Below are 25,868 nucleotides of genomic sequence, written 5' to 3'. Positions count from 1 at the left end.
GGGAGCAATAAGGATGAAACAACTTTCAAAAATAATAATTCTCCTACTAGGTGGATTATTAATAATGGTAGGATTGAGCGCCTGAGGAGAGAAAATACCAGAAAATCGCACAAAAGAACAGTACGAGTTGGAGAAAGAGTTTCAGCCACTGTTTGACTTTTTAGCGGAAGAAGAGAAGGATTTGTCAAATGTGAAAATTTATAATAGCTCAATTTACATAACTGATAGAAAAACAAAAACGACAGAAAGTCGCAGTATTCGCTTTGAGAATCTTGGCACAGAAATTTCTGGAGAATACAAAATAGAAGATGGTAAAAATGAGAAACGAATTCCCGTTACTTTTCAAAGTGGTAAAATAATTTATAAGAATAATGTTGAAGAATCCGAAAAATATAATATAGATATTTTTAATTTGCAACTTACGTCAAAATTTTTTTCAACTCTTCCGATATCTGATTTCATGGCTAATCATCCCGAAACTTACATGAAGCGCATTGATCATAGAGTTAAAGATAATTATGAATTCTTTAACAATCTAAAAAAGAGATATGGTTTTGTTGAAAAATGTCATGTTGATGTTAATGTTATTATTAATGGACATGGAGATTATGAGCTTCAAATAGAATTTATAGATTCAAATAAGATAGCTACTATAACTCATTCTATTGTTTTAGAGGAGAGTGCTCATAAAAATGCTATAAATGATTATAAGGGCGGCAATAAGAACGCGGCCAAGTACCTTGATTGGTCAGTTGATGAAGGTCACTAAGGGGCAAGACAACCCACAAGTAGCACAAAAACTACTCAATGAAGAGTTGGAGAAACTTTAGAAATCAGTAGAAAACCAGCCGTGAGGCTGATTTTTTATGAGAAAATGAAATAGATGGCAGAATCTTCATAGGGTTATCATTAGGTAAGAAATTAATGAAATATACATCTTCTAAAAATAAAATGGAAGGTATTTCTATAATTGACACTTTTGTCATAGAAAAGACAATAAAGAATATTATAGAAAAGCTATTGATAAATCAGCAGATTTTTTATCTAAAATATGTTAAAATACAAAAAAAGTATAGGAGCTATACTATGAAACAATTCTTTAAAATAATTATTTTACTACTAGGAGGATTATTGATAATGCTTGGATTAAGTGCATGTGGAGAGAGGATTCCAGAAAACCGTACAAAAGAACAGTACGAGTTAGAGAAGGAGTTTCAGCCACTTTTTGACTTTTTAGCGGAAGAAGAAAAAGATTTGTCAAATGTAAAATTATATAGCAGTAAAATTTTTATGATGGATGAAAATGCTGATAGTAAAATATCAAGGAGTGTTTATTTAAAACCTGATAATACGGGAGAGTATGTAATTGAACAAGGGGGACAAACTACGGAGTTTCATGTTCAGTATAATAACAGAGAATTACAATATGATAAGGAAGTACCTCAAGAGTATGATTTAGAGGTTTTAAATCTGGAATTAGAGCCTGAATTTTTCCAAGAACTATCTATTTTTGATTACATGACCAAACATCCTGGTACAGGTATGAAACGGATTGATTATAATATTGTAGATGCAAGTAAATATTTTAATAATTTAAAAGAAAAGTATGGATTAAAAAAAGATTGTTCAACCTCTGTTGATGTGATGATTAATAGCGAGGGTCATTTTGAGCTTATACTAGAATTCTCTGACGAAGAACGATTACTTGTAATTACGAATTCAATTGTGATAGATATGGAGTGATAAATGAATACAAAAGAAATTATAGAAAGACGTGTGGATGTTTCAGCAGATATTTCTTATTATGTCTATAAATTTGAAAATGCGTACACAGATGAATTGAAAAAAGTTGAAAATGGTAAAAGTCATTTATCAGACAGTCAAATTAAGGAACAAGCAATAGAAGCAACTAAAGCTGTTATTAGTGAAGGGGAAAAAGAATTATCTATCAATAAAAACATAGAAATCACCCATGCTATGTATGACCAAGACACTGGTGTTGCGGCAATCGCAGTTAAAGATAAGGTTACAGAAGAGACATATATAGCTTTTGCAGGGACAAATGCTGGAGCAGATGGATGGTCTGATATTCTTTCGGATGCTTCTATTGGATTCAATAATTCTCTGCATTTGAAAAAACGAGGAGATGTTGCAGTCGGATTTTACGATCAGGTTGAACGATCAGGTGCGAACATCACTCTAGGGACTGGACATTCTTATGCTGATTTTTTAGCCAGTCGTATGGCGATGGAGCGACAAGTTCCCTATATGCTAGCTTATCAGGGAGCCCCTCAGTCTGTAAACGGGCAGTCTTTCTATCAAGATAATTATGGAAAATTTAAATTGATTATGGATAAGGAAGATTTAGACTTTCATGTTCAGCAAGAAAAGAAAGAAGCTACCAGAGTTCGCAAACTCCTTGAAGGTTATAAAGGATATGCAATGACTTTTTCCTCCACCCGCGATGCCTTGACAAATATAACTTGGGAACAATCTTCTCAAGAAATTTCTTTCGGAGGAAAAGTTCATAATTCTTTTATTGATGGTGTAGCTAATGTCATACTACCACCGGGGAGAGCTATTACAGGGATTACAATGGATACGCAGTACTTGGGTAAAGTTGTTGCTATTGATATTCCTATTCCTCATGATATGGATAAATATCGCAAGAGCAAAGAAGCAATGAAATATTCAAGACAAGTTGTTTTAGAGTCTATTTATGGTGTTGACTTAGATCAAGATGGAAATCTTGAATTTGCTGTTTCTCCTGATAAATTAACAAATCAAAGCCTCATTCCTGCCTTTGCAGGGAGCGAGACGATTCTTCTAGATATCGATGCTATGAGGGTATTAACTAATAATTTAGCTACTTGCTTTTCACAAGTTGGCGAATTGCAAGAATTAACTCAAAAAGCCATCTTAGCCAACGAGGAGGTCTTACTTAATCTTTCAAATAGACGAAATAATTTAAAAGGTAAAATTGCTAGTCATTTAGAAAATATTAATCTTGTTGAAGCAGTCAAAAAATTGGATAAGGCATATTCAAATCTTGATGATGTAGAAGAGAATGTTCAAAGGATTGCTAGCTATAGTACGGGAGATTATTTGTGTAAATTTGATAACCTAGGGACTAGTATGCTTTACGATTATTATGATGAAGCTGGTAATGGATGGGACAATTATGCTGTGGTACATAAACTAGAGGAAGTTATTCTAGCGGCTTATCAAATGAAGAGTGATATTGAAACTAATGCTAGTATTTCTACTGGTTAAACTGTAAAAGATGGAATGTTTGGTCTATCTAGTAAGACAAATATCGCTAAAAAAGGTGAAAATCTTTTAAACTCTTTTGAAAGCATGATTGAAGAAAGTACTTCTGGTCTTGATAAACGCTCTCAGTTTGGGGACGGTATTCCGCAAGCTGTGCAAGAAATTTTGCGAGTTATTCATCAAAATTTGCAGACGATTTCTGCCTGTGTTCTTTATATGCAAAATGTATCTGATAGCATTAGAGCTACTATGGAAGCCACAGATACCAAGTTAGCTACTCTTATTCAAGAAATGGATTTTAGTCATATCCCTGAAGTAAGCGCTACAGTAGCAAAGGATTACAACACGTATCTTGAAGAGAGTGGAATTTTTGATGACCGAGATGTTATCAGCGCTTTTGATAATCAGATTGATGTTAAAGCTCAGAAGCTTGCGCAAGAGATGTCTGCTGCATTTAATGTTTACCTTGATGAATCAAATGAAATTATAGCTGAAACGAATCGTAAAGTAGAAAGTTTGAAAGATTCTTGTAAAGATATAAGTATGGATTTCCCTAAAAGAATATACTATAAAGGCCGATTTGAAGCTAAGAAAGAAAAGAAGTTTTATGGTATTTTAAGAGATCAAATTTCTGTTTCTGGGACTATTACAGGTGTACAGAGTTCAATGGGGACGATTGATACAAAGTTAACAGAAGCAGCAACGACTATTAATACAGTTATCAGCATGTTAGGTGGTTTTTACCAACCGTTTAGGGATGGTATGGAGGATGCTTTCTATGGAACAGTAAATCTAACAGGTATCGTTCGTTCTCAAAAAGCGGTTGGTGCTGTCTTATCCACTATGGTCGCTAGGTTTATTCAGTTCCAAAGTCAACTTTCTACTTTCGCATCAGGATATGCAATAGATGCTTTTTCTGAAAAGTTATCAACCACTGTTAAAGTTATGACTAACGTTTCTCATGTTATTGACGATTGTTTTGGCGATGAATAGCTTAGTATTTTTAAATATCATAGCCTTTTATTTCGTCTTTCCTTTAGCCATCAGTTATGTTAAAATAATTAAAAAAACAAAGGAGTCTTTTATGTCGGAAATCAAAGTGAAACGTGGGACAGGTTTTGTAGGAATTATTGGAAAGTTTCCAATCTTTATCAATGATCAGAAAGTTGGCGCAATTAAGAATGGTGATGAGGCTGTCTTCCCTATTGAGGGGGAAGAAGCTGTTGTTCGTGTGGGAGCAGCTCCTATGAAAACCAAGCCAGTGACAGTTAAAGCAGGACAAACCTTGCTGATTGAAACAAATTTTACTAATTTTTCTATTTGTTTAGGAACTTTAGTGGTTGCTTTTCTATTTGGCGGATTGCTCCGTGCGATACTCTTGATTCTTTATATTGTTTTAATGTTTCTTTTTCCGTTTTACTCGGCTAGAATTGCAGAATAAGTCTATGACCAGCTGATGCTGGTTTTTTGTATGATTTTTTTTGAAAATGTAGCTAATCTTTTGACAAGATTTCTGAAAGGGTTTACAATTAAACTAACAAATTATAAAGCGAGGTATGTTTATGGCAAAAATGAATGCTGCGCGTTGGTATGGCGCTAAAGATGTTCGTATTGAAGAAGTGGATGTACCGGAAGTCCAACCGCATCAAGTCAAAATTGCGGTCAAGTATACAGGAATCTGTGGTACTGACTTGCATGAATATCTGGACGGACCGATTTTTATTCCGACGGAAACAGAGCATGTCTACTCTGGCCAGAAAGCGCCTGTAACTTTGGGGCATGAGTTTGCTGGGGAAATTGTTGAGGTCGGCAGTGCTGTGACACGGGTCAAAGTTGGCGATCGGGTAACAGTTGAGCCTATTTTAGCGAAGCATAATCTTGTCGGTGATTATAATCTGGACCCTAATCTAAACTTTGTCGGTTTGGCGGCAGACGGTGGTTTTGCCAAATACTGTGTTTTGGACGGAGACATTGTTCACAAAGTTCCAGACAGCCTTAGCTATGAGCAGGCAGCCTTGACAGAACCTGCTGCTGTGGCTGTTTACGCGGTCCGTCAGTCAGCTCTTAAGACGGGCGATACAGCAGTTGTCTTCGGTTTGGGACCAATCGGGCTCTTGATTATTGAGGCTTTGCGGGCAGCCGGTGCCTCTAAGATTTATGGTGTCGAGTTATCTCCAGAACGCCAAGCCAAGGCAGAGGAGCTTGGGGCGATTATTGTGCGACCAGAAGAAGGCGAAGACGTGGTGGCTGCTATTCATCGTTTAACTGGTGGCGGAGCAGATGTGTCTTATGAAGTGACTGGAGTGCCGGTTGTGCTGGGACAAGCTTTAGCTGCTGTCCACAAGGCTGGAGAATGTATGGTTGTTTCTATCTGGGAACGAGAAGCTAGCATCAACCCTAATGAATTTGCCATTCAAGAAAAATCGCTTAAGGGTATTATCGCCTATCGGCATATTTTCCCTAAGGTGCTGGAACTGATGGAGCAGGGCTATTTCTCTGCAGACAAGCTTGTGACCAAGAAGATTAAGCTAGAGGATATTGTGCAAGAAGGCTTTATCGAGCTGACTCAGGACAAGGCGCAGATCAAGATTTTGGTATCGCCAGAATAAAATCTTTGCTTAATCATGAGACGAAAATCAGTCAAAACTGGCTGATTTTTCTTTATGGTTTGTGCTGTAATAAGTAAAGATTTAGAAAGAGGTTGGGATGTCAAAAGTTTTGAAAGGTTCATTCCATATTTTTCTGAAAGTCGCTTTAAGCTGATTCCTTGTTTTCTTAGTTCATAGATTCGAACTTTATCCTCATAAGTTAGTTTCATTTAAAAACCCCCCACAAGTTAGATTTTTTCTGTCTAACTTTTGGGGTGCGGTGCAATTCAACTTCTTTTTATTTGGAGACCATTTTCCAGAAAAAATCAATGATATAAGTCAGTCCGTAGGTATAGATGACGAGGGTGATGGGCTTGCAGAGAAGGATAATCAGCATGTACTTTTTGAAAGTCATCTTGGTCAGGGCGGCCAGCATGCAGAGAAAGTCGGCTGGACTGATAGGCCAAATCATCATGAAAATAAAGAAGCGTTCAAAGCGATTACCCTTATCCAGCCAGCCGATATATTTATCATAGGTGCGCTTGCTGACGACAGACTGGACAAAAGCCGGACCGTAGGTGCGCGCCAGATAAAATATCAAGGCGCAGCCAATGACAATGCCGATATAGTTATATATGGTGCCGACGATATGGCCGTAAATGAAAACTCCAGCGACAGAGGTCAGGGCGCCGGGGATAATGGGCACAACCGTCTGTAGAATTTGCAGAAAGATAAAGAGGGGTGGTCCCCAGATGCCTGCCTGCTGGATAAAGGCTGAGAGAGTTTCCTTGGACTGGAGGATGCCAGCGAAATAGGCCCAGATGCAAAAAGCCACCGTTCCTAAAGCGCCAATGGCGGACGACCAGTTGATAATCTTTTGCAAAAGAGGAGAAACAGCCTGCATCTGCCTGTTTTTTTCTGCCATACAAACCTCCAGAACATTTATACTATCACTACTATATCATCTTTTGCCCTTTTTGTAATCTTTGAGGCTGTAAGTGCCAAAAAGCCCATTTTATGCTATAATAATGAGAATACGAATTTTTGGAGAGAGATGTGGCGATTGAAGATTATATGCCGGACTTTGCAGTTGAGGCAGTTTACGATTTGACAGTAGAGAGTTTGAAAAAACAGGGGATTAAAGCAGTTTTGGTGGATTTGGATAATACCCTGATTGCTTGGAATAATCCTGACGGGACCCCAGAGATGAAGAAGTGGCTTCATGATTTGCGGGACGCGGGCATTCGGATAATCGTGGTGTCTAATAATAACCAAAAACGGGTTAAGCGGGCTGTTGAAAAGTTTGAAATTGACTATATCTACTGGGCCATGAAACCCTTCACTTGGGGAATTGACCGGGCGCTCAAGCTTTTTCATTTTAAAAAAAAGGAAGTGGTCATGGTGGGCGATCAGCTCATGACGGATATTCGAGCTGCTCATCGGGCCGGGATTCGTTCGATTTTGGTCAAACCACTGGTCGAGCACGACTCTATCAAGACCCAGATCAATCGGGCGCGTGAACGCCGAGTGCTCAAGAAAATTACTGAAAAATACGGTCCAATTCAATACAAAAAAGGAATTTAAGCATGGAAGAACTTCTCTGTATCGGCTGCGGAGCCCCTATTCAGACAGAAGAGAAGGGCAAGCTGGGCTACACGCCTCAGTCAGCTCTAGAAAAAGGCTTGGAGACAGGTGAACTCTATTGTCAGCGCTGTTTCCGCCTGCGCCATTATAATGAAATCAGCGATGTCCAGCTGACGGATGATGACTTTCTGCGGCTTCTGCATGAGGTTGGAGATAGCGACGCTTTGGTCGTCAATGTTGTCGATATTTTTGACTTTAATGGATCGGTCATCCCTGGCCTGCCTCGCTTTGTCGCTGGAAACGATGTTCTCTTGGTTGGGAATAAAAAGGACATTCTGCCAAAGTCGGTCAAGGATAGCAAGGTGACCCAGTGGCTGACGGAGCGGGCTCACGAAGAAGGCCTGCGTCCAGTCGATGTGGTATTGACTTCTGCTCAGAACAAGCAGGCCATCAAGGACTTGATTGACAAGATTGAGCATTGCCGCAAGGGACGTGACGTTTATGTGGTCGGCGTGACTAATGTAGGCAAGTCCACTCTGATTAACGCCATTATTCAGGAAATCACGGGCGATAAGGATATTATTACGACTTCGCGCTTTCCGGGCACAACTTTGGATAAAATCGAGATTCCTTTGGCAGATGGCAGTCATATCTATGATACGCCGGGCATTATCCATCGTCACCAGATGGCTCACTATCTTTCTGCTAAGAATCTCAAATATATCAGTCCCAAAAAGGAAATCAAGCCCAAAACCTACCAGCTTAATCCAAATCAAACCCTCTTTTTGGGTGGTCTAGGCCGTTTCGACTTTGTGGCAGGTGACAAGCAAGGCTTCACGGCTTATTTTGACAATGAGCTTAAGCTCCACCGGACCAAGTTGGAAGGTGCTAGCGATTTTTATGACAAGCATGTCGGCGGTCTCTTAGTGCCGCCAGTTGGCAAGGAAAAGGAAGAATTTCCAACCTTGGTCAAGCATGAATTTACCATCAAGGACAAGACGGATATCGTTTTCTCTGGTCTGGGCTGGCTTCGCGTCAGTGGACCTGCCCGAGTAGCTGGTTGGGCGCCAGAGGGTGTAGCGGTTGTCACTCGGAAAGCTATTATATAATACTCAAGAAACCAAGGGGAATAGATCTCCTTAAAATAAGGAAGGAAAAGGCCATGAACAGTGGGGAGCAAAGCGAATCCTAGCTGTCTCAAGCCTTATAGAAGAACATGACACTAACATCAAAACAACGGGCCTTTCTCAACAGTCAGGCACATAGTCTCAAACCGATCATTCAGATTGGGAAAAATGGACTTAATGACCAAATCAAAACCAGCGTCCGTCAGGCACTGGACGCACGAGAACTGATCAAGGTTACGCTCTTGCAGAATACGGATGAGAATATCCACGAGGTCGCGGAGATTTTGGAAGAAGAAATCGGAGTGGATACGGTGCAGAAGATTGGCCGGATCTTGATTCTCTACAAGCAGTCCAGCAAGAAGGAAAATCGCAAACTTTCTGTCAAAGTCAAGCAAATTTAAAAAAATTTCTGTGGAGATGTCAGCCTATGGCTATTGAATTACTGACCCCCTTTACCAAGGTGGATTTAGAACCAGAAGTTAAAGATAAAAAACGCAAGCAGATTGGCATTTTAGGTGGGAATTTCAATCCTGTCCACAATGCTCATTTGGTCGTGGCAGATCAGGTCCGCCAACAGTTGGGCTTAGATCAGGTCCTGCTCATGCCAGAGTACGAGCCGCCCCATGTGGACAAGAAAGAAACCATCGATGAAAGGCATCGGCTGAAAATGTTGGAGCTGGCTATTGAGGGCATTGCAGGATTAGGGATTGAAACCATTGAGCTGGAGCGCAAGGGAATTTCCTATACCTACGACACCATGAAGCTCCTGACAGAGCAGCATCCAGATACGGACTATTACTTTATCATCGGTGCAGATATGGTGGACTATCTTCCTAAGTGGTACCGGATTGATGAGCTGGTTGAGCTGGTTCAGTTTGTCGGTGTTCAGCGACCGCGCTACAAGGCGGGGACTTCTTACCCTGTCATCTGGGTAGATGTACCGCTTATGGATATTTCCTCCAGCATGGTGCGGGATTTTCTGGCTCAGGGACGGACTCCTAATTTCCTGCTGCCTCAGCCGGTCTTAGACTATATTAAGAAAGAAGGGCTTTATCTATGACCTATGAAAGCTATATCAGTATGAGTCGTGAAGCCTTACTGGCTAAGATGGAAACTGTTATGCCCGAGAAACGCCTGCGGCATTGTCTGGGTGTGGAAAAGGCTGCTCGAGAATTAGCGGAGCGCTTCGGTCTTGACGTCGAAAAAGCGGGTTTGGCAGGACTTCTACACGACTATGCCAAAAAGGTCTCGGATGAGGATTTCCTATCCTTGATTGACAAATACAAGCTGGATCCTGACCTGAAAAACTGGGGCAATAATGTCTGGCATGGCATGGCGGGCATTTACAAGATTCAGGAAGATTTGGGAGTGAAAGATACTGAGATTCTGCGAGCCATCGAGGTTCATACAGTGGGCAGTGGCACCATGTCTGAGCTGGACAAGGTGGTCTATGTCGCTGACTATATCGAGCAAAACCGGGACTTTCCGGGAGTTGACAAGGCCAGAGAGCTGGCTCAGCGCTCACTCAATCAAGCTGTGGCCTATGAAACAGCAAGGACTGTGGAGCATCTAGCCCATAAGAAGATGCCCATCTATCCGCAGACCTTGGAGACCTACAATGCCTTTGTAGGGTATTTGAAGGAAATAGAAGAATGAAAACAGCTCTAATCATTATAGATGTACAAAATATCTTAGTGGAAACAGGTTTTCAGTCTGATAAAATGATGGATAAAATTTCCTTTCTGCAGCATCAGGCTAGGAGTAAAGGTGTCGAAATTATCTATATTCAGCATATGGAAAATCCAGAAGACAGTGCATTGGAAGATTGGCAGTTGTCTCCTCTCTTAAATCGGAAGTCAGATGAAAAGGTCTTTCAGAAGAAGTATAATAGTATATTTAAAGAGACAGGTTTGAAGGATTACTTGGATAAAGAAGATATTGGTCGTCTAGTTTTATGTGGAATGCAGACAGAATATTGTGTAGATGCATCGGTTAAAGTTGGATTTGAATTTGATTATAAACTCGTCATTCCAGAGGGTGCTTTTACAACTTTTGATGGAGAAGACGCTTCGGCAGAAAAAATAAATACTTTTTACCAAAAAATTTGGGACAGACGTTTTGTGGATGTTCTAGATTACAAAAACATTTTTAATTAAAGAGGAACTATGAAAGAACAAGAATTATTGGAACTGGTCGTGAAAGCGGCCGATGAAAAGCGTGCAGAAGATATTGTGGCGTTGGACTTGCAAGGTCTGACTACTGTGACAGATTATTTTGTTATCGTCAGCTCGATGAACAGTCGTCAGCTGGATGCAGTCGCTGAAAATATCCGTGAGAAAGCTGCGGCGGCGGGTGTTTCTGCTGGTCATGTTGAGGGAGACGCAGCTGGCGGCTGGGTGCTCTTAGACTTGGGCGGCATCGTTGTCCATGTCTTTTCTGAGGAAATGCGGGCGCATTACAATCTGGAAAAACTCTGGCACGAAGCGACTGGTGTGGATGTTGCAGTCTTATTGGAAGAAAAAAACAAGTGATTTTTTGCCCTTAGGCAGAAAGCAGAATTTAGCTCAGTCAGCCTGCTGGCTGGGCTATTTTTGAAAGGAAAAGTATGGCAACTTATGAAACCTTCGCGTCGGTTTACGATGCGATTATGGATGATTCTTTGTATGAGAAGTGGACAGATTTCAGCCTGCGTCATTTTCCCAAGGATAAGAAAAAGCTGCTGGAGTTGGCCTGTGGTACGGGCATTCAGTCCATTTATTTTAAGCAAGCTGGTTTTGATGTAACGGGGTTGGACCTTAGTCAGGAAATGCTGGATTTGGCGGAGAAACGTAGCAGAGAGGCCGGTTTGGATATTCCCTTTATCCAGGGCAATATGCTGGATTTGAGTGGCGTCGGTCAGTTTGATTTGGTGACTTGTTATTCGGACTCGATTTGCTATATGGAAGACGAAGTCGATGTCGGTCAGGTTTTCATTCAAGTCTACCAGCATCTAAATGAGGGCGGTCGTTTTATCTTTGACGTGCACTCGATTTACCAGATTGACGAGGTTTTTCCTGGCTATTCTTATCATGAAAATGCTGAAACCTTTGCTATGGTCTGGGATTCTTATGCGGACGAACCGCCTCATTCCATCGTGCATGAGCTGACCTTCTTTGTCCAAGACGAAGATGGGCGCTTCACGCGCCATGATGAGGTGCATGAGGAGCGGACCTATGAGATCCTGACCTATGATATCTTGCTGGAGCAGACTGGCTTTAAGAATGTCAAGGTTTATGCGGACTTTGAGGACAAGGAGCCGACTGACAAGAGCGTTCGTTGGTTCTTTGTGGCGGAGAAATGAGATGACAGTTACCGGTATTATCGCAGAGTTTAATCCTTTTCATAATGGGCACAAATATCTGCTGGAGCAGGCTGCTGGTCTGAAAATTATCGCTATGAGTGGTAATTTTGTTCAGCGAGGGGAGCCGGCTATCGTGGATAAGTGGACTCGGGCACAGATGGCTTTAGAAGCGGGAGCGGATTTGGTCCTTGAGCTGCCTTTCTTGGTCAGCGTTCAGGCGGCAGACTTTTTCGCTAAGGGGGCAGTAGATATTTTAGAGAGACTGGGCATCGAACAGCTGACTTTTGGAACTGAGGAAGTGCTGGATTATGAGAGTATTTCCAAGGTCTATGGTGAAAAGGCAGAGCAGATGGAGGCTTATCTGGCTGGCTTGTCTGATTCCCTCTCCTATCCTCAAAAGACTCAGGCTATGTGGCAGGAGTTTGCAGGGCTCAATTTCTCAGGCTCTACGCCCAATCATATCTTAGGCTTGGCCTATGCTAAGGCTGTGGCGGGAAAGGCTATAAAGCTGTGTCCGATTCAACGTCAGGGGGCTGGCTACCATTCCTTGTCAGCTAATCAGGAATTTGCTTCCGCAACTGCCCTTCGTCAGAATCTGGATCAGCCAGACTTTCTCAAGAAATTCACCCCAGCCTATCACTTGCTTGAAACGGCTCCCAAGGTGATCTGGTCGGACTTTTTTCCTTATCTCCGTTACCAGATAGTGACCTGTCCGGATTTAACAGACTTTTATCAGGTCAATCAGGAGTTGGCCGTCAGGATTAGAGTGGCCTTGAAAAGCAGTGAGACCATAGAAGATCTAGTTGAGCAGGTAGCAACCAAGCGCTATACCAAGGCTAGGGTTCGGCGTCTGCTGACCTATATCCTAGTCGGAGCTAGGCAAGAAGAGTTGCCGTCTGGCATCCATATTTTAGGTTTTTCCGAGCAGGGGCGCCAGCATTTGTCCAAACTTAAGGGAAAAGTTGAATTGGTCAGCCGTATCGGCAAGGAACCGTGGGATAGTCTAACCCAGAAGGCCGACAAGGTCTATCAGCTAGGCAATCCTGCACTTACGGAACAGAATTTTGGACGGGTTCCGATTATGAAAGACAAGTAAGGCTGAATATTCAGCCTTTTTGCTTTGTTTGCGACGGTAAATAAAAAATGGTATAATAAACAAATAAACTTGTTTTTGCTAAGGAGCATAATTTGCTTTTTAGTGGTTTGACTGTAGGTATGAAAGCTAACATTTGGTTAATAAAACTTTGCTGGGCTTGATTGAATGATTATCTTTTATATCCATGTCTCAAAGGAGGAAGACTCATGAAATTCAAAAAGATTACCTTTATGGCCCTTACAGCCTTGCTTACGCTTAGTTTAGGGGCTTGTAGCTTAATTGGGCAGAAGCATTCTCAAAAGAATCAGGGTGGAACTGAGAATAGCTCCCGTGAGAGCCAAAAGAATACTTCTTCTGATGATATTGAAGAACTCTTGGAGAAAGCAGAAACTGCGAATGAAGATCTAACTTCAATGAAAATGAAGGTGAAATTATCTATCACTGTTGATGGTTCCAATAAAACTCAAACGATGAGCGGGGATCTTCTCTATGATAAAAGCACGGATGAGCTGGCCAAGGGGCATTTAATCATAGATGGAAAAGAGAGCGGTCAGGAGAGTTATCAAGAAGCGATTATGCCAGGCGGAGAGAATAAACTTTTGTATACTCGTTCTTCTAAAAATGGAACATGGACTAAGCAAGAAATGGGAAGCGGGGCAGATTATTATGTTCAGCCCGATTATTTCAAACTCATGGATGGCTTTTATCAAATGGCTGATGATGTCACTGTAAAGGAAAGCGGTGATGAATATGTCTTTAAATTAAGCAGTAAAAATGCTGACTTGCTGGGGCTCTTTGGTGAAGAATTCAAACTAGAGCTGACAGGTGTTACTCAGGCTGATATGGATAAAACGTTAGAAGTACGCTTGGATAAAAAGACCTTATTCTTAAAAGACTTTAAGCTAGGTCTATCTTATAAAGGTGAAGAAGGTAGTTTGGATGTTCAAACAGATACTCAATATTCTGACTGGAATAAGGTAGAGGAAGATGAGTTTAAGGCGCCTCAGTAAAGCATAAGCAAAACTATTAGCTGAGAAAGAAAGGAAAAGTCATGCCTTTATTGTTTGCTTTTCGCTACCGTAGAGGACTCTATTTGACCATAGTCATCTTGGCATCTGTTTTTTTAGCCTTAAGCCTTATTTTCGGAACTTTAGCTTACTTTATACTATTTTCTTTCGAAAAGGCTATGCCTGGAGCAGGAATACGCTCGTTCAGTTTGCCTTTTATACTTGCTTTTTTCATGACTGCTGTAGTCGAAATCTTTGCAATAGTTCATGCGGGACGCAAGCTGAGTAAAAAGTGCTTTGTTCTTGCGGGAACAGAATGGGGCTTGACCGTGCGAGGAGCTTTCTTGAAAGAGCATAGCTTTGCTTGGAATCAGCTGGAAAGTGTCTTTTACCGGCCGGCTTGGGGAAGAACTTCTGATGGGCAGGCTTCTTTTCGACTGGGAGTCAGGTACTATCGGAGAGACTACCTATATGTCAAGCCTTATCATGGCAAGTCCGTTCGAGTAGATGTCACTTTTTTAGATGGCCGAATAGAGGATGTTTTTGCCTGTTTAAGCAGATGCAAACCGGATTTGCCTATTGTGAAAAATTATCAGTGATATTTTTGATGGATTTCGGTAAAGGTCCGCTATGACAGACCTGCTAGTTTCAGGAAATAGAATTTACCGTCCAGTTGCTGTGTTAGCGGCTGGATTTTTTATGGAATAGAAATAGGTGTAAAGTTAAAGAAACCAAGCTGGTTCTTCTAAAAGCTATCATTTTTTCTTAGTGATTTTTCTGATTCCCTGTGTTATAATAAGAAAGATTAAAAATGTAATTTATCAAAAGGAGAATCTCCAATGGGACGTAAATGGGCCAATATTGTGGCAAAGAAAACGGCCAAAGACGGCGCAAACTCAAAAGTGTATGCTAAGTTTGGTGTAGAAATCTATGTAGCGGCTAAAAAAGGTGATCCAGATCCAGAGTCTAACACAGCTTTGAAATTTGTTATTGACCGAGCTAAGCAGGCTCAGGTGCCGAAGCATGTTATTGACAAAGCTATTGATAAGGCAAAAGGAAACACCGACGAAACCTTTACTGAAGGCCGCTATGAAGGATTTGGGCCAAACGGTTCTATGCTGATTGTCGATACTCTGACTTCAAATGTCAATCGGACTGCAGCCAATGTCCGTGCTGCTTTTGGTAAAAATGGCGGTAATATGGGAGCTAGCGGCTCTGTATCCTATTTGTTTGATAATAAAGGTGTGATTGTCTTTGCGGGTGACGATGCCGACAGCGTCTTTGAACAGCTGCTGGAAGCGGATGTGGATGTTGATGATGTTGAAGCAGAAGAAGGAAGCATCACTGTCTATACAGCGCCAACTGACCTTCACAAGGCTATCGTGGCTCTGCGTGAATCTGGCATTCAAGAATTCCAAGTAACCGAACTAGAAATGATTCCTCAGTCCGAAGTAGAGTTGACTGGTGACGATCTGGAAACTTTTGAAAAACTTTATAGCGTTTTAGAAGACGATGAAGATGTCCAAAAAATCTATACGAATGTAGATGGATTCTAAAGATACTTGACCTGTAGTTGGAGCTACAGGTTTTTCTGTAATGAGAAGTATCAAACTGTATTTACCAATGCAGCTAAGTATGGTAAAGTACAAAAGTCATAGTACAAAAATTAGAGGGCTGATTATTGATTATTTGCTCTCTATTTTTGTTTCTGCGTCCAGCTTTGTGCTATACTGGATGGTAGATAGGTGTATTCGAGTAAAGGAGTCGGCCATGAAAAAATTTTATGATAAACTGATGCAAATGCGGCATTATCTTCATCAGCATCCAGAGCTGTCTGGGCAGGAATTTGAAACGACGGCTTTCCTAAAAGCCTACCTGGAAGATTTGGAGATTAGGATTTTGGAATCTGATCTGAAAACGGGCCTAGTTGCCGAGGTTGGCTCTGGCAAGCCGGTTATTGCCCTGAGGGCTGATATCGATGCTCTGCCCATTTTGGAGCGGACTGGTCTGCCTTACGCCAGTCAGAATTCAGGCGTCATGCACGCTTGCGGCCATGATTTTCATCAGACCAGCCTCTTGGGAGCAGCGGAGCTGCTCAAGGCTATGGAAGATGATTTGAGAGGGACAGTTCGTCTGATTTTTCAGCCGGCTGAGGAAACTTCTCAGGGAGCTAGTCAGGTTCTTGCGACTGGTTTGCTGGACGATGTGTCTGCTATTATCGGCTTTCACAATATGCCCCAGCTTAAGGCGGGGCAGCTGGCACTTAAAGCTGGATCCATGATGGCTGGGGTTGAGAAGTTTAAGGTTGAGGTAGAAGGAGTCAGCAGTCATGCGGCTAGGCCAGATCTGGGGGTTGATACAGTATTGACCTTAACCAGTATGATTCAAAATCTGCAGGCTCTAGTGGCCCGCATAGTGTCTCCTTTTGAAGCAGCTGTCTTATCTGTAACCCATATAGAAGCTGGAGCGACTTGGAATGTACTACCGCAGTCAGGCTTTTTTGAAGGAACCATTCGCAGCTTCAATCCGACCTTGCAGCAGCGTCTCAAGGAAGACTTTGTCCGAATTGTAGAGAATACAGCAGAGAATTTTGGAGCTCAAGTCAGGATTTCTTGGGACCATACACCGCCAGTGACCTATAACGATCCCGAATTGGCCGAGCTGCTCTATGAGCACTCACAGAATCTGGCAGAGGTTCTGCCAGCCAATCCATCCTCGGCTGGAGAAGATTTTGCCTTTTATCAGGAGAAGCTTCCAGGCGTCTTTGCCTTTATCGGCTCAAATGGGGCAGAAAATGCTCCTGACCTCCATCACGACAGCATGATCATTGACGACGAAGCTTTCAAAGTTTCCGTTCCTTACTATGTGGAGAGCGCCCTCTTTCTCCTGCAGCACTACAGGCAGAAAGCTTAAATAATGACTGCCTCAAAGCTGATAAAGAAAAGCTATCACCTCCATAAAAAATATATAATGGTCAAGTTTCTCCTTATTTGATATGATAAAGAAAGACTTTTTAGGAGGAATTCGAAATATGAACCTGAAGAAAACCTTGAAATACTTCTCTCTGGCGGCTGTCAGTGTCTTGGCCATTGGTGCCTTGGTGGCTTGCTCATCATCAAGTAATAAGAAAACAGAGAAAATAAAGGTAGAAGTCGGAACAGTGGGAACGACCAAACCATTTTCATACGAGGATAAAGACGGTAAACTGACTGGCTACGATATCGAAGTCCTTCGTGCTATCTTTAAGGACTCAGACAAGTATGAAGTCAATTTCAATAAGACCAAGTGGGCTTCTATTTTCTCAGGTCTGGACAGCGATCGCTACCAGATCGGTGCCAATAATATCAGCTACTCTGAAGAACGGGCTAACAAATATCTCTATGCTAGTCCATATGCGAAAAATCCAACAGTTTTAGTTGTCCGTAAGGGTGAGGGCATCAAATCGCTGGATGACATTGGCGGCAAGTCTACTGAGGTTGTTCAGGGGACTTCAACAGCTCAGCAACTAGAGGACTATAACAAGGAACATAGCGATAATCCGACAAAAATCAATTATACGGACGGAACCATTCAGCAAATCTTGGCCAATCTGAATGACGGCCGTACGGACTATAAGGTTTTTGAGCGCATAACTGTAGAGTCTATTATCAAAGACCAAGGCTTGAAAAATCTGGAAGTGATTGAGCTTCCAAGCGACCAGCAGCCTTATGTCTATCCGATTATTGCAAGCGGTCAGGAAGACCTGCAAAAATTTGTCAACAAGCGAATCAAGGAACTCTATGAGGACGGTACGCTTGAAAAACTTTCACAAGAATTCTTTGGCGGTTCTTACCTGCCAGATGCAAAAGATATCAAGTAAGAAATCCCATCAAGTTCGGTCTGCATTTGGCTGACTAGACTTTGATACAAGAAATACGATAAGGGCGGGGAAGCTTATTTCCCCAGCCCTTTATCTGCTGTTAATAGGAGTAACGCATGCCTTTCTCAACTGAGACTGAACAAATCAAGAAATTTGAAAACGACGAGGTGGCCCAGCACTATTTTGAAGTGCTGCGAACCTTGATTTCTAAAAAATCAATCTTTGCCCAGCAGATTGGCCTGCAGGAAGTAGCCAACTATTTGGGAGAGATTTTTACAGCTGCAGGTGCCAAGGTCATGATTGACGATAGCTATACTGCTCCATTTGTTTTGGCGGAGTTTCTTTCTTCAAATCCTGCTGCTAAGACCGTTATTTTCTACAACCACTACGATACAGTGCCGGCAGATGATGACCAGCCTTGGACCAATGATCCCTTTACGCTGTCAGTTCATTATGGGGTTATGTATGGGCGAGGAGTGGATGATGACAAGGGGCACATTACTGCTCGTTTGACGGCTGTTCGCAAGTATGTTCGAGAGCACGGTGATTTACCAGTCAATATCATCTTTATGATGGAAGGGGCAGAAGAGTCTGCTTCGACAGACTTGGATAAATATTTGGCCAAGCATCGCAAACGCCTGCAAGGAGCAGATTTACTGGTTTGGGAGCAAGGCAGCCGCAACAATCTAGGTCAGCTGGAAATCTCAGGCGGTAATAAGGGAATTGTTACCTTTGATATGACGGTCAAAAGTGCAGATGTAGACATTCATTCTAGCTTCGGCGGTGTTATCAATTCAGCTTCTTGGTATTTGCTCAATGCTCTATCCAGCTTGCGCAGTCCAGACGGCCGAATCCTGGTTGAGGGTATTCATGAGCAGGTTCAAGAGCCAAATGAACGGGAGCTGGCTCTGATTGAGGAATATGCCCTACGGACTCCTGAAGAACTGAGTCAGGTCTATGGCTTGAAATTGCCGGTTTTGCTGGACGAGCGGAAGGAATTTCTCCGTCGCTTTTACTTTGAACCTTCGCTTAATATTGAAGGCTTCGGATCAGGCTATCAAGGCCAAGGGGTTAAAACCATTTTACCTTCAGACGCCCAGGCCAAGATGGAGGTTCGTCTGGTGCCAGGTCTGGAGCCAGAGGATGTGTTAGACAAGATTCGTCAGCAGCTGGACAAGAATGGCTATCCGGCAGTTGAGCTGACTTATACCTTGGGAGAAATGAGCTATCGCAGCGACATGAGTGCACCTTCCATTCTCAATCTTATCGAGCTGGCTAAAGATTATTATCAAGAAGGCGTCTCTGTACTGCCGACTTCAGCTGGAACTGGTCCGATGCACACGGTCTATGAAGCCTTGGAGGTTCCTATGGCAGCTTTCGGACTTGGAAATGCCAACAGCCGAGACCATGGAGGAGATGAGAATGTGAAAATTGCTGATTACTATACACATATAGAGCTCATTCAAGACTTGATTGGCAGTTACCGTCAAGCTGACTAGCGGGAAAGGAAGGCTTATGCTATACTCTATAAGAAAAGACAAACTGAAGCAGGCTGGTTTCTTTTACCTCTTTTATTTCCTAGCCATGATCTTAGGCGTCTTGGTTGGACTTTTATTTGACCACTCAGGCAATATGTTTTACGCTCCAGCTTTTACAGCTTTCTTTGGCGGAGTTCTGTTCATCTTCTATACTGGGAAAATAAAGACCTTCGGACTAATCAGCGGCCTAGGTTGTCTGCTAGGTCTCTTCTTTCTGCTTAGTCGACATGGCTTTGGGGCATTTCTACCTGGTTTGATTTGTGGTATTTTAGCGGATCTTATAGCTCGGTCAGGCGGCTATCAAAAGACTGTTAGAAGCTTGCTAGCTTTTATGGTTTTCAGCTTTAGCACAGCGGGTCCTATTTTCCTAATGTGGCTGGCGCCCAAGCAGTATGAAGCTAGTCTTCTTGCCAGAGGAAAGACTCAGGCTTATATCGGGCAAGTCATGCTTAAGCCGGAACCCAGCTTAGTCCTCTGGTTTGTAGCTAGCATTTTACTGGGCGCTTTACTTGGAGCCCTGTTAGGAAGGAAGATCCTTAAAGCTAGACATTCCAAGTCAGCTTCGGTCTAAATATCATTGAAAATATAACTAAGGAGAAAACATGAACAATTTACTCGTACTCCAGTCGGACTTTGGTCTGGTAGATGGAGCCGTGTCAGCCATGATCGGAGTGGCCTTAGAAGAATCGCCCACTCTGAAAATTCATCATCTGACTCACGATATCACCCCTTACAATATCTTTGAAGGGAGCTATCGTCTCTTTCAGACGGTTAATTACTGGCCGGCAGGAACGACCTTTGTGTCGGTAGTGGATCCGGGCGTTGGCTCTAAGCGTAAGAGTGTGGTAGCCAAGACTAAAAAAGGACAGTACATCGTCACGCCTGACAATGGTACCCTGTCTTTCATCAAGAAGCATGTCGGCATTGAGGCCATTCGGGAAATTTCTGAAGTGGAAAATCGCCGCAAGGATACGGAGCATTCCTACACTTTCCATGGCCGTGATGTCTATGCCTATACAGGTGCCAAGCTAGCCAGCGGCCATATCAGCTTTGAAGAAGTCGGACCAGAACTCAAGGTCGAAGACATCGTCGAAATTCAGGTAGTTGAGACCACGCTTGCGGAGAATTATGTCAGCGGAGCTATTGATATCCTGGATGTTCGTTTCGGCTCTCTCTGGACCTCTATTACCCGCGAAGAATTCTGCACCTTAAAACCGGAGTTTGGCGACCGATTCGAGGTTACCATCTATAACAATGACATGCTGGTTTATCAAAACCAAGTAACCTATGGCAAGTCCTTTGCGGATGTCCGCATCGGCCAGCCTATCCTCTATATCAACTCCCTCTATCGGGTTGGCTTAGCGATTAACCAAGGTTCCTTTGCTAAGGCTTACAATGTTGGCGTCGGTGCCCAATGGCATATTGAAATCAAGAGAATTGAAAATTAAGGAAGAAGGACATGAGAAATAATACAATCAGAAACGTAGTCGCAACAGGAATTGGAGCTGCCCTATTCGTGGTCATCGGAATGATCAATATTCCAACGCCTGTACCCAATACCAGTATCCAGCTCCAATACCCTCTGCAAGCTCTTTTTAGCGTCATCTTTGGACCAATTGTCGGTTTCCTGATGGGCTTCATTGGCCATGCCATTAAAGACGCTATGAGTGGTGGCGGACTTTGGTGGTTCTGGATTGCTGGCAGCGGAGTCTTTGGTCTATTGGTTGGTTTCTTTAGAAAATTCTTCCAAGTAGAAGATGGCAAATTTGAAGTCAAGGATATTATCCGCTTTAACTTGATTCAGTTTGGAGCCAATGCAATCGCTTGGCTAATCGGCCCGATTGGTGACGTGATTGTGTCTGGCGAGCCGGTCAATAAGGTTATTGCTCAAAGTATTGTAGCGATTCTGGTGAATTCTGCGACAGTAGCAGTCATCGGTACGGTCTTGCTGACTGCTTACGCTCGCACCCGCACCCGCGCAGGAAGTCTGAAAAAGGATTGATTACATCAAAAATTGAAAGATTGGGAGAATTCCCAGTCTTTTTTTGTACAAAATAAAAAACAAAATGTAATTTATATATTGCATTATTTAAAATATATTGTATAATAGACTTATAAAAATGAAGGGAGAAGCGATATGAAAAACATCAAAAATATATATTCACCACTTATTTGGCTTGTTTTGGGTATCATTTTTTTGGTTATAGGACTGAACAATCAAAATCAGACTTTTCTTATTTTTGCTGGCAGTGATATTACAATTGGTTGTGCACTTTTAGGCATAGCAACAAAGAAGAAAAATGATAAGGATGATGACCATGGCAAAAAATCTTAGACTAAAAATGGCACGAGCTGAGCATGATATGACCCAGGGGGACTTGGCAGATGCTATCGGAGTGACCCGCCAGACCATTGGCCTGATTGAGGCAGGTAAGTACAATCCCAGTCTCAGTTTATGCTTAGCGATTTGCAAATGTCTCAATAAGACGCTGGATCAATTGTTTTGGATTGAATAGAGAAAGGACTAGTCATGAAAATTAAACTTATTAAACGACAGATCTTGGACGAGCGGGAAGAGCAGCTGGTTAATAAGGCTGGTATGGAGGCTTTTAGTCTCTTCTTGTATGGTGGTTTAGCCTTATATGCTGGTTCTGTAGCTATGAATGCTAGAGCCATTAACTATCAGCCCTTCTTGGTTTTGATCATTATCGCCTGCTTATATTTCTTCTTTCGGGCTCAGTATCTGGGAGCCAATTATTACAATAGTTTCAGTCTGACTATTTGGGGTATAGCAGCTTGGACGGGGTCTCTAACTCTTTTGATTGCCTGCCAGAATTTCCAACTGAATCATGTTATTTATCATAACAGTGTTTTTCACCCCATGTTTCTATTTGTTATTTTTATTACGTTTGTCATTCACTTTCCCTTTATGCTGCTGGTCAATATTTTCTTGGAGTATATAAATAAATGGCAGAAAAAGCGCTTTGAGAAGTATTTGGATCAATTGGAAGAAGAGTGATAACTTGTCCTTCTCGCTTAAACTTTCCAGCTCTGCTATTTTTCAAACAAATATTTTGCCCAGCTTTTCTTCTCGCGTTATAATAAATAGATGAATTAAAAAATTCAGAAAATTTTATAGAGAAAAGAGAGTTGAAATCTTATGGCAAAAGATATTCGCGTCCTACTTTACTACAAATATGTTCCGATTGAGAATGCTGAGAAATTTGCAGCTGATCATCTGGCCTTCTGTAAATCTATCGGTCTGAAAGGCCGTATCTTGGTAGCAGATGAGGGAATCAATGGAACGGTTTCTGGTGACTATGAAACCACTCAAAAATACATGGATTATGTGCACAGCCTTCCGGGTATGGAGGACCTTTGGTTCAAGATTGACGAAGAAAATGAGCAAGCTTTCAAGAAAATGTTTGTTCGCTACAAGAAAGAAATTGTGCACTTGGGCTTGGAAGACAATGATTTTGATAATGACATCAACCCGCTGGAAACGACAGGAGCTTACCTATCACCTAAGGAATTTAAGGAAGCCCTTTTGGACGAAGACACTGTTGTCTTAGACACTCGTAACGACTATGAGTACGATCTGGGTCACTTCCGCGGAGCCATTCGTCCAGACATTCGCAACTTCCGTGAGTTGCCACAATGGGTTCGTGATAACAAAGATAAATTCATGGACAAGCGCGTGGTTGTTTACTGTACCGGTGGTGTTCGCTGCGAGAAATTCTCAGGCTGGATGGTCCGTGAAGGATATAAGGATGTCGGTCAGCTTCATGGCGGTATTGCGACTTACGGCAAGGATCCAGAAGTTCAAGGTGAGCTTTGGGATGGTAAGATGTATGTCTTTGATGAGCGTATCTCTGTTGATATCAACCATGTCAATCCAGTTGTGATTGGGAAAGACTGGTTTGACGGTACTCCTTGCGAGCGCTATGTCAACTGTGGCAATCCAGAGTGTAACCGCCGCATCCTGACTTCAGAAGAAAATGAAGACAAGTACCTCCGTGGCTGTTCTCATGAATGCCGTGTTCACCCTCGCAACCGCTATGTGGCTGAAAACGGCTTGAGCCAGGCAGAAGTGATGGAACGTTTGGCTGCGATTGGAGAAAACTTGGAAACACTGGTGGCTCAGTAATAATGAGAAATCTTAATGGAAAAATTTTGCGTTTATGGTAAATTAATTGCCAAAGAAGGAAAGGCGCAGGAACTTGCTGCTTATATGCAAGAAGTTGTCAAAGAAATGCAAAATCTTGATACTTGTTTCTGCTATATCTTAGGAGAGAAAGCAGACGAACCCAACAGCATCTATATTTATGAAGTTTGGGAGAGCGAGCAGGCTCACAATGATAGTCTGACTTTGGCAGTTTTTCAAAATCTCATTGTAAAAGCTAGACCCATTATTGCAGGCATGGAAAATTTGCATAAGCTGACTATTTTTGATGGTAAGGCAAGTTTGTAAATTCCTAAGAAGGACTAAAAACTTTAGACGATTCAAGCGTCTAAAGTTTTTTTCATCATTTACCTACAGATAAAAGGACTGTTGGATAGGGATTTGGGAAAGCAGACTATTTCCGCCGATTCTTGGGACATCTCGCGGATTATCACTTGATTTCTGGTTTTCTTTCCACAGTTCTGATTTTTTGTCCTTTCTTTTTGATGTGATATAATGGGCTTAAATAAATGGGAAAGGAGCAAGTCTATGTCTAAAGCTATCATGGAAGAAGTGGCGGCCTATCTACGTCAGCATACAGATCAAGAGCTGAGTCTGACCGATTTGGCTCAGTATTTCCATTATAGTCCTTCCCATCTATCCAGAACTTTCAAGAAAAAGATGGGCTTTTCTATCAAGCAATATGTGGAAGCTCTTAAGATGGAAAAAGGGATTCAGGAAATTGTGGAAGGTCGGCAAAATGTGACTGAGACCTCTATGGAAGCTGGTTATGATAGTCTAGGCAGTTTTTCTAATACTTTTAAGCGGCATACTGGACTTTCGCCTAAAAAATATTATCAGGAATCAACCAAGGCTTATGATTTTATGGTCAAACAGCTGGATGAGAAGGGAGCTTTATTGCATCAGGATCCTGACCACAAAAGTGGCAATCGCTTGACTGTGGCGTTATCTTATCCTGAGGGCTATGAACCACGCATTAGCTGTGTCGGGCTTTTTAAAACCCGCATTCCCAAAGAAGAGCCGATTATCGGAGTAGCACTGAGTCAGGAGAGACAGTTTACTTTTGAAAATGTACCCGATGGCCACTACTATCTTTTGGCCTGTGAATTGCTGGAGGATTTACGCCTAACTAAAAACTATGTCTTGAAGCATAACTTTCGCTGGGGGAGCGATGAGCCTCTCACTTTTTCAGGCGATAGCATCTATCAGGAGGAAATCAGTATGCGCAGGCCCTTGCCCAGCGATCCACCTATTACAGTTAATCTTCCAGTTTTAATCATGCGTTCCCTAGCCAAACAAGCGCAATTGAGAATAAGAAAATTTTTATCCTAATTGATAAACTGATACTAGAGATTTATTCTCAGATATAAAAAATTGGAGGAACAATAATGAAATTAGACGTGTTTTTAAGTTTTAATGGTCAGGCCGAAGAAGCTTTTCGTTTCTATGCAGATCTTTTTCAGACAGAGATAAAGGGACTTGTCCGAGCCAGTGAGATGATGGATCCAGCAGATCTTCTTGCAGAAAAACGGGATAAGGTTGCCTGGATTGCCTTAGATACGGAAAACTTAACCCTGAATGGTGAGGATGTAGGCATTTTTAACGACCTATCTATTCCTAGCAATCACCAGCCCAATCAATGGTTGGTTCTGAACCCAGACAGTAGAGAAGAAGCCGATGAGATCTTTGCCAAGCTTGCTGAAGGTGGGCAAATTCTCTATCCTTTAGAGGAACAAGCTTTCGCAGAGTTTTATGGCCGCTTGATTGACCGTTTTGGTATCGGCTGGGATGTGATGAAATGAGGTAGAAGGATGGCTTATAGTGAATCCCTAGCCCAGCAAGTCCGTGCCATTTTAGCTACTGAACTTCCTCCTCATGTTTTTGAAGAAGAGGTGGAAGAGAAGAAGATGTTTGGTGGTTTGGCTTTTATGGTCCGTGGTAAGATGACCGTTACTGTTAGTTCGAGAAGTCAAGAGCTCGTCATGGTACGCATCGGTAAGGAACTGGAAAAGCAGGTTCTGCCTAAAAATGGTGCCAGTGTCACAGTGATGAAAGGCAGGCTTTATCATGGTTATATTGATTTAGATGTCGAGGGACAAAAGGAACTGTCTTACTGGATCGAGCTAGCCTTGTCCTATAATCAGGAGCTGACGCAGCAGGATAAAAAGTAAGAAGTACTCAGAATGAGTTTTGCTTTCTTAGAAGTTTATTCATTACCTTTTTATAAAATTCAAATATATTCTTAGAATCTGTATTGATGAAGCTTTCAATCGAAA

The 25,868-nt window shown here is 42.1% G+C and carries 32 protein-coding genes and 2 pseudogenes; 32 read left to right on the top strand and 2 right to left on the bottom strand.

What is annotated here, in order from left to right; all coding sequences use genetic code 11:
- Positions 1-685: 685 nt before the first annotated feature.
- The 6 genes and pseudogenes from FOC72_RS11735 to FOC72_RS07405 all read left to right on the top strand — a co-directional run.
- Positions 686-830: pseudogene (locus FOC72_RS11735) on the top strand (hypothetical protein); the annotation flags it as partial.
- Positions 831-924: 94 nt separating this feature from the next.
- Positions 925-1,743 carry a hypothetical protein gene (locus FOC72_RS07425; RefSeq protein WP_002896301.1) on the top strand — a complete coding sequence of 273 codons (819 nt, stop codon included), beginning with the start codon at positions 925-927 and terminating at the stop codon, positions 1,741-1,743.
- A gap of 3 nt (positions 1,744-1,746) precedes the next feature.
- Positions 1,747-3,273: a hypothetical protein gene (locus FOC72_RS11575; protein WP_002896299.1), complete on the top strand. Its 1,527-nt coding sequence runs from the start codon at positions 1,747-1,749 to the stop codon at positions 3,271-3,273.
- Between the two features lie 15 nt (positions 3,274-3,288).
- Positions 3,289-4,263, top strand: a complete 975-nt coding sequence (locus FOC72_RS07415; RefSeq protein ID WP_002896298.1) for a hypothetical protein — start codon at positions 3,289-3,291, stop codon at positions 4,261-4,263.
- Positions 4,264-4,354: 91 nt separating this feature from the next.
- Positions 4,355-4,711 carry a hypothetical protein gene (locus tag FOC72_RS07410; protein WP_002898121.1) on the top strand — a complete coding sequence of 119 codons (357 nt, stop codon included), beginning with the start codon at positions 4,355-4,357 and terminating at the stop codon, positions 4,709-4,711.
- A 121-nt stretch (positions 4,712-4,832) separates the two neighbouring features.
- Complete coding sequence (locus FOC72_RS07405; RefSeq protein WP_032914249.1) at positions 4,833-5,879, top strand: 2,3-butanediol dehydrogenase; 1,047 nt, start codon at positions 4,833-4,835, stop codon at positions 5,877-5,879.
- A gap of 104 nt (positions 5,880-5,983) precedes the next feature.
- Here FOC72_RS07405 and FOC72_RS11570 read toward each other — a convergent pair.
- Together FOC72_RS11570 and FOC72_RS07395 are read right to left on the bottom strand one after the other, a co-directional pair.
- Positions 5,984-6,088, bottom strand: a pseudogene (locus tag FOC72_RS11570) (helix-turn-helix domain-containing protein); the annotation flags it as partial.
- A gap of 68 nt (positions 6,089-6,156) precedes the next feature.
- Positions 6,157-6,783, bottom strand: coding sequence for a TVP38/TMEM64 family protein (locus tag FOC72_RS07395; protein WP_002896290.1), 627 nt, complete (start codon positions 6,781-6,783; stop codon positions 6,157-6,159).
- A gap of 131 nt (positions 6,784-6,914) precedes the next feature.
- Between FOC72_RS07395 and FOC72_RS07390 the strand changes: the two genes are divergently transcribed.
- The 26 genes from FOC72_RS07390 (at position 6,915) to FOC72_RS07265 (ending at position 25,763) form a co-directional block, all read left to right on the top strand.
- Positions 6,915-7,442 carry a YqeG family HAD IIIA-type phosphatase gene (locus FOC72_RS07390; RefSeq protein ID WP_032914247.1) on the top strand — a complete coding sequence of 176 codons (528 nt, stop codon included), beginning with the start codon at positions 6,915-6,917 and terminating at the stop codon, positions 7,440-7,442.
- Between the two features lie 2 nt (positions 7,443-7,444).
- Entirely contained in the window at positions 7,445-8,551 is a 1,107-nt protein-coding gene (gene yqeH, locus FOC72_RS07385) for a ribosome biogenesis GTPase YqeH (RefSeq protein WP_002896288.1), read from the top strand.
- Positions 8,552-8,658: 107 nt separating this feature from the next.
- Positions 8,659-8,970 (top strand): ribosome assembly RNA-binding protein YhbY, encoded by a 312-nt coding sequence (gene yhbY, locus FOC72_RS07380; RefSeq protein ID WP_002896287.1) that lies wholly within the window; start codon positions 8,659-8,661, stop codon positions 8,968-8,970.
- Positions 8,971-8,996: 26 nt separating this feature from the next.
- On the top strand, positions 8,997-9,629 hold the full coding sequence (locus FOC72_RS07375; protein ID WP_002896286.1) for a nicotinate-nucleotide adenylyltransferase: 633 nt from the start codon (positions 8,997-8,999) through the stop codon (positions 9,627-9,629).
- Positions 9,626-10,225 (top strand): bis(5'-nucleosyl)-tetraphosphatase (symmetrical) YqeK, encoded by a 600-nt coding sequence (gene yqeK, locus FOC72_RS07370; protein WP_002896285.1) that lies wholly within the window; start codon positions 9,626-9,628, stop codon positions 10,223-10,225. The genes FOC72_RS07375 and yqeK overlap by 4 nt, the downstream gene beginning before the upstream one ends.
- On the top strand, positions 10,222-10,725 hold the full coding sequence (locus tag FOC72_RS07365; protein ID WP_002896283.1) for a cysteine hydrolase family protein: 504 nt from the start codon (positions 10,222-10,224) through the stop codon (positions 10,723-10,725). Before yqeK ends, FOC72_RS07365 begins: the two co-directional genes overlap by 4 nt.
- Positions 10,726-10,734: 9 nt before the next feature.
- Positions 10,735-11,100, top strand: a complete 366-nt coding sequence (gene rsfS, locus FOC72_RS07360) for a ribosome silencing factor (protein WP_002896282.1) — start codon at positions 10,735-10,737, stop codon at positions 11,098-11,100.
- 74 nt (positions 11,101-11,174) lie between these two features.
- Complete coding sequence (locus tag FOC72_RS07355) at positions 11,175-11,909, top strand: class I SAM-dependent DNA methyltransferase (RefSeq protein ID WP_002896281.1); 735 nt, start codon at positions 11,175-11,177, stop codon at positions 11,907-11,909.
- A gap of 1 nt (position 11,910) precedes the next feature.
- The gene (locus tag FOC72_RS07350) at positions 11,911-13,005 is read left to right on the top strand and encodes a nucleotidyltransferase (RefSeq protein WP_002896280.1); all 1,095 of its coding nucleotides are present in this window, start codon (positions 11,911-11,913) and stop codon (positions 13,003-13,005) included.
- Between the two features lie 206 nt (positions 13,006-13,211).
- The gene (locus FOC72_RS07345) at positions 13,212-14,015 is read left to right on the top strand and encodes a DUF6612 family protein (RefSeq protein ID WP_002896279.1); all 804 of its coding nucleotides are present in this window, start codon (positions 13,212-13,214) and stop codon (positions 14,013-14,015) included.
- A 230-nt stretch (positions 14,016-14,245) separates the two neighbouring features.
- Positions 14,246-14,611, top strand: a complete 366-nt coding sequence (locus FOC72_RS07340) for a hypothetical protein (protein ID WP_032914328.1) — start codon at positions 14,246-14,248, stop codon at positions 14,609-14,611.
- Positions 14,612-14,851: 240 nt separating this feature from the next.
- A complete protein-coding gene (locus tag FOC72_RS07335; protein WP_002896277.1) occupies positions 14,852-15,568 on the top strand; it encodes a YebC/PmpR family DNA-binding transcriptional regulator in 717 nt (238 codons plus the stop codon).
- Between the two features lie 214 nt (positions 15,569-15,782).
- On the top strand, positions 15,783-16,925 hold the full coding sequence (locus FOC72_RS07330; RefSeq protein WP_032914244.1) for a M20 peptidase aminoacylase family protein: 1,143 nt from the start codon (positions 15,783-15,785) through the stop codon (positions 16,923-16,925).
- A 118-nt stretch (positions 16,926-17,043) separates the two neighbouring features.
- Positions 17,044-17,871, top strand: a complete 828-nt coding sequence (locus FOC72_RS07325; RefSeq protein WP_032914242.1) for an amino acid ABC transporter substrate-binding protein — start codon at positions 17,044-17,046, stop codon at positions 17,869-17,871.
- Between the two features lie 116 nt (positions 17,872-17,987).
- A complete protein-coding gene (locus tag FOC72_RS07320; RefSeq protein ID WP_002896274.1) occupies positions 17,988-19,370 on the top strand; it encodes a M20/M25/M40 family metallo-hydrolase in 1,383 nt (460 codons plus the stop codon).
- Positions 19,371-19,386: 16 nt separating this feature from the next.
- Positions 19,387-19,980, top strand: coding sequence for an MptD family putative ECF transporter S component (locus FOC72_RS07315; RefSeq protein ID WP_002896273.1), 594 nt, complete (start codon positions 19,387-19,389; stop codon positions 19,978-19,980).
- A 31-nt stretch (positions 19,981-20,011) separates the two neighbouring features.
- Positions 20,012-20,857, top strand: a complete 846-nt coding sequence (locus FOC72_RS07310; RefSeq protein ID WP_002896272.1) for an SAM hydrolase/SAM-dependent halogenase family protein — start codon at positions 20,012-20,014, stop codon at positions 20,855-20,857.
- A gap of 11 nt (positions 20,858-20,868) precedes the next feature.
- Positions 20,869-21,411, top strand: coding sequence for an ECF-type riboflavin transporter substrate-binding protein (locus tag FOC72_RS07305; protein ID WP_002896271.1), 543 nt, complete (start codon positions 20,869-20,871; stop codon positions 21,409-21,411).
- 135 nt (positions 21,412-21,546) lie between these two features.
- Positions 21,547-21,744 (top strand): hypothetical protein, encoded by a 198-nt coding sequence (locus tag FOC72_RS07300; protein WP_002896269.1) that lies wholly within the window; start codon positions 21,547-21,549, stop codon positions 21,742-21,744.
- The gene (locus tag FOC72_RS07295) at positions 21,728-21,925 is read left to right on the top strand and encodes a helix-turn-helix transcriptional regulator (protein WP_002896268.1); all 198 of its coding nucleotides are present in this window, start codon (positions 21,728-21,730) and stop codon (positions 21,923-21,925) included. The genes FOC72_RS07300 and FOC72_RS07295 overlap by 17 nt, the downstream gene beginning before the upstream one ends.
- Positions 21,926-21,939: 14 nt before the next feature.
- Positions 21,940-22,428 (top strand): DUF6773 family protein, encoded by a 489-nt coding sequence (locus FOC72_RS07290; protein ID WP_002896267.1) that lies wholly within the window; start codon positions 21,940-21,942, stop codon positions 22,426-22,428.
- 141 nt (positions 22,429-22,569) lie between these two features.
- Positions 22,570-23,556 (top strand): oxygen-dependent tRNA uridine(34) hydroxylase TrhO, encoded by a 987-nt coding sequence (trhO, locus tag FOC72_RS07285; RefSeq protein WP_002896265.1) that lies wholly within the window; start codon positions 22,570-22,572, stop codon positions 23,554-23,556.
- Between the two features lie 15 nt (positions 23,557-23,571).
- A complete protein-coding gene (locus tag FOC72_RS07280) occupies positions 23,572-23,880 on the top strand; it encodes a putative quinol monooxygenase (RefSeq protein ID WP_002896263.1) in 309 nt (102 codons plus the stop codon).
- Positions 23,881-24,120: 240 nt separating this feature from the next.
- Positions 24,121-24,924, top strand: coding sequence for a helix-turn-helix transcriptional regulator (locus FOC72_RS07275; protein WP_032914239.1), 804 nt, complete (start codon positions 24,121-24,123; stop codon positions 24,922-24,924).
- A gap of 56 nt (positions 24,925-24,980) precedes the next feature.
- Positions 24,981-25,394 (top strand): VOC family protein, encoded by a 414-nt coding sequence (locus FOC72_RS07270; protein ID WP_002896258.1) that lies wholly within the window; start codon positions 24,981-24,983, stop codon positions 25,392-25,394.
- Positions 25,395-25,403: 9 nt separating this feature from the next.
- On the top strand, positions 25,404-25,763 hold the full coding sequence (locus tag FOC72_RS07265) for a TfoX/Sxy family protein (RefSeq protein ID WP_002896256.1): 360 nt from the start codon (positions 25,404-25,406) through the stop codon (positions 25,761-25,763).
- Positions 25,764-25,868 lie beyond the last annotated feature (105 nt).

The organism is Streptococcus sanguinis (assembly GCF_013343115.1).
Classification (GTDB): domain Bacteria; phylum Bacillota; class Bacilli; order Lactobacillales; family Streptococcaceae; genus Streptococcus; species Streptococcus sanguinis_H.
The sequence above is the reverse complement of the archived record's forward strand: the minus strand, read 5'-3'. Positions and strand labels throughout refer to the sequence as shown.

Excerpts from the sequence above, each read along its gene's own strand:
- FOC72_RS07265 (WP_002896256.1), top strand. The coding sequence starts at position 25,404 with ATGGCTTATAGTGAATCCCTAGCCCAGCAAGTCCGTGCCATTTTAGCT.
- FOC72_RS07355 (WP_002896281.1), top strand. The coding sequence starts at position 11,175 with ATGGCAACTTATGAAACCTTCGCGTCGGTTTACGATGCGATTATGGAT.
- yqeK (WP_002896285.1), top strand. The coding sequence starts at position 9,626 with ATGACCTATGAAAGCTATATCAGTATGAGTCGTGAAGCCTTACTGGCT.
- FOC72_RS07375 (WP_002896286.1), top strand. The coding sequence starts at position 8,997 with ATGGCTATTGAATTACTGACCCCCTTTACCAAGGTGGATTTAGAACCA.
- FOC72_RS07330 (WP_032914244.1), top strand. The coding sequence starts at position 15,783 with ATGAAAAAATTTTATGATAAACTGATGCAAATGCGGCATTATCTTCAT.
- yhbY (WP_002896287.1), top strand. The coding sequence starts at position 8,659 with ATGACACTAACATCAAAACAACGGGCCTTTCTCAACAGTCAGGCACAT.
- FOC72_RS07350 (WP_002896280.1), top strand. The coding sequence starts at position 11,911 with ATGACAGTTACCGGTATTATCGCAGAGTTTAATCCTTTTCATAATGGG.
- FOC72_RS07335 (WP_002896277.1), top strand. The coding sequence starts at position 14,852 with ATGGGACGTAAATGGGCCAATATTGTGGCAAAGAAAACGGCCAAAGAC.
- rsfS (WP_002896282.1), top strand. The coding sequence starts at position 10,735 with ATGAAAGAACAAGAATTATTGGAACTGGTCGTGAAAGCGGCCGATGAA.
- FOC72_RS07300 (WP_002896269.1), top strand. The coding sequence starts at position 21,547 with ATGAAAAACATCAAAAATATATATTCACCACTTATTTGGCTTGTTTTG.
- FOC72_RS07395 (WP_002896290.1), bottom strand. The coding sequence starts at position 6,783 with ATGGCAGAAAAAAACAGGCAGATGCAGGCTGTTTCTCCTCTTTTGCAA.
- FOC72_RS07345 (WP_002896279.1), top strand. The coding sequence starts at position 13,212 with ATGAAATTCAAAAAGATTACCTTTATGGCCCTTACAGCCTTGCTTACG.
- yqeH (WP_002896288.1), top strand. The coding sequence starts at position 7,445 with ATGGAAGAACTTCTCTGTATCGGCTGCGGAGCCCCTATTCAGACAGAA.
- FOC72_RS07405 (WP_032914249.1), top strand. The coding sequence starts at position 4,833 with ATGGCAAAAATGAATGCTGCGCGTTGGTATGGCGCTAAAGATGTTCGT.
- FOC72_RS07325 (WP_032914242.1), top strand. The coding sequence starts at position 17,044 with ATGAACCTGAAGAAAACCTTGAAATACTTCTCTCTGGCGGCTGTCAGT.
- FOC72_RS07415 (WP_002896298.1), top strand. The coding sequence starts at position 3,289 with ATGTTTGGTCTATCTAGTAAGACAAATATCGCTAAAAAAGGTGAAAAT.
- FOC72_RS07270 (WP_002896258.1), top strand. The coding sequence starts at position 24,981 with ATGAAATTAGACGTGTTTTTAAGTTTTAATGGTCAGGCCGAAGAAGCT.
- FOC72_RS07310 (WP_002896272.1), top strand. The coding sequence starts at position 20,012 with ATGAACAATTTACTCGTACTCCAGTCGGACTTTGGTCTGGTAGATGGA.
- FOC72_RS07410 (WP_002898121.1), top strand. The coding sequence starts at position 4,355 with ATGTCGGAAATCAAAGTGAAACGTGGGACAGGTTTTGTAGGAATTATT.
- FOC72_RS07295 (WP_002896268.1), top strand. The coding sequence starts at position 21,728 with ATGGCAAAAAATCTTAGACTAAAAATGGCACGAGCTGAGCATGATATG.
- FOC72_RS11575 (WP_002896299.1), top strand. The coding sequence starts at position 1,747 with ATGAATACAAAAGAAATTATAGAAAGACGTGTGGATGTTTCAGCAGAT.
- FOC72_RS07280 (WP_002896263.1), top strand. The coding sequence starts at position 23,572 with ATGGAAAAATTTTGCGTTTATGGTAAATTAATTGCCAAAGAAGGAAAG.
- FOC72_RS07315 (WP_002896273.1), top strand. The coding sequence starts at position 19,387 with ATGCTATACTCTATAAGAAAAGACAAACTGAAGCAGGCTGGTTTCTTT.
- FOC72_RS07340 (WP_032914328.1), top strand. The coding sequence starts at position 14,246 with ATGACTGCTGTAGTCGAAATCTTTGCAATAGTTCATGCGGGACGCAAG.
- FOC72_RS07290 (WP_002896267.1), top strand. The coding sequence starts at position 21,940 with ATGAAAATTAAACTTATTAAACGACAGATCTTGGACGAGCGGGAAGAG.
- trhO (WP_002896265.1), top strand. The coding sequence starts at position 22,570 with ATGGCAAAAGATATTCGCGTCCTACTTTACTACAAATATGTTCCGATT.
- FOC72_RS07425 (WP_002896301.1), top strand. The coding sequence starts at position 925 with ATGAAATATACATCTTCTAAAAATAAAATGGAAGGTATTTCTATAATT.
- FOC72_RS07275 (WP_032914239.1), top strand. The coding sequence starts at position 24,121 with ATGTCTAAAGCTATCATGGAAGAAGTGGCGGCCTATCTACGTCAGCAT.
- FOC72_RS07305 (WP_002896271.1), top strand. The coding sequence starts at position 20,869 with ATGAGAAATAATACAATCAGAAACGTAGTCGCAACAGGAATTGGAGCT.
- FOC72_RS07320 (WP_002896274.1), top strand. The coding sequence starts at position 17,988 with ATGCCTTTCTCAACTGAGACTGAACAAATCAAGAAATTTGAAAACGAC.
- FOC72_RS07365 (WP_002896283.1), top strand. The coding sequence starts at position 10,222 with ATGAAAACAGCTCTAATCATTATAGATGTACAAAATATCTTAGTGGAA.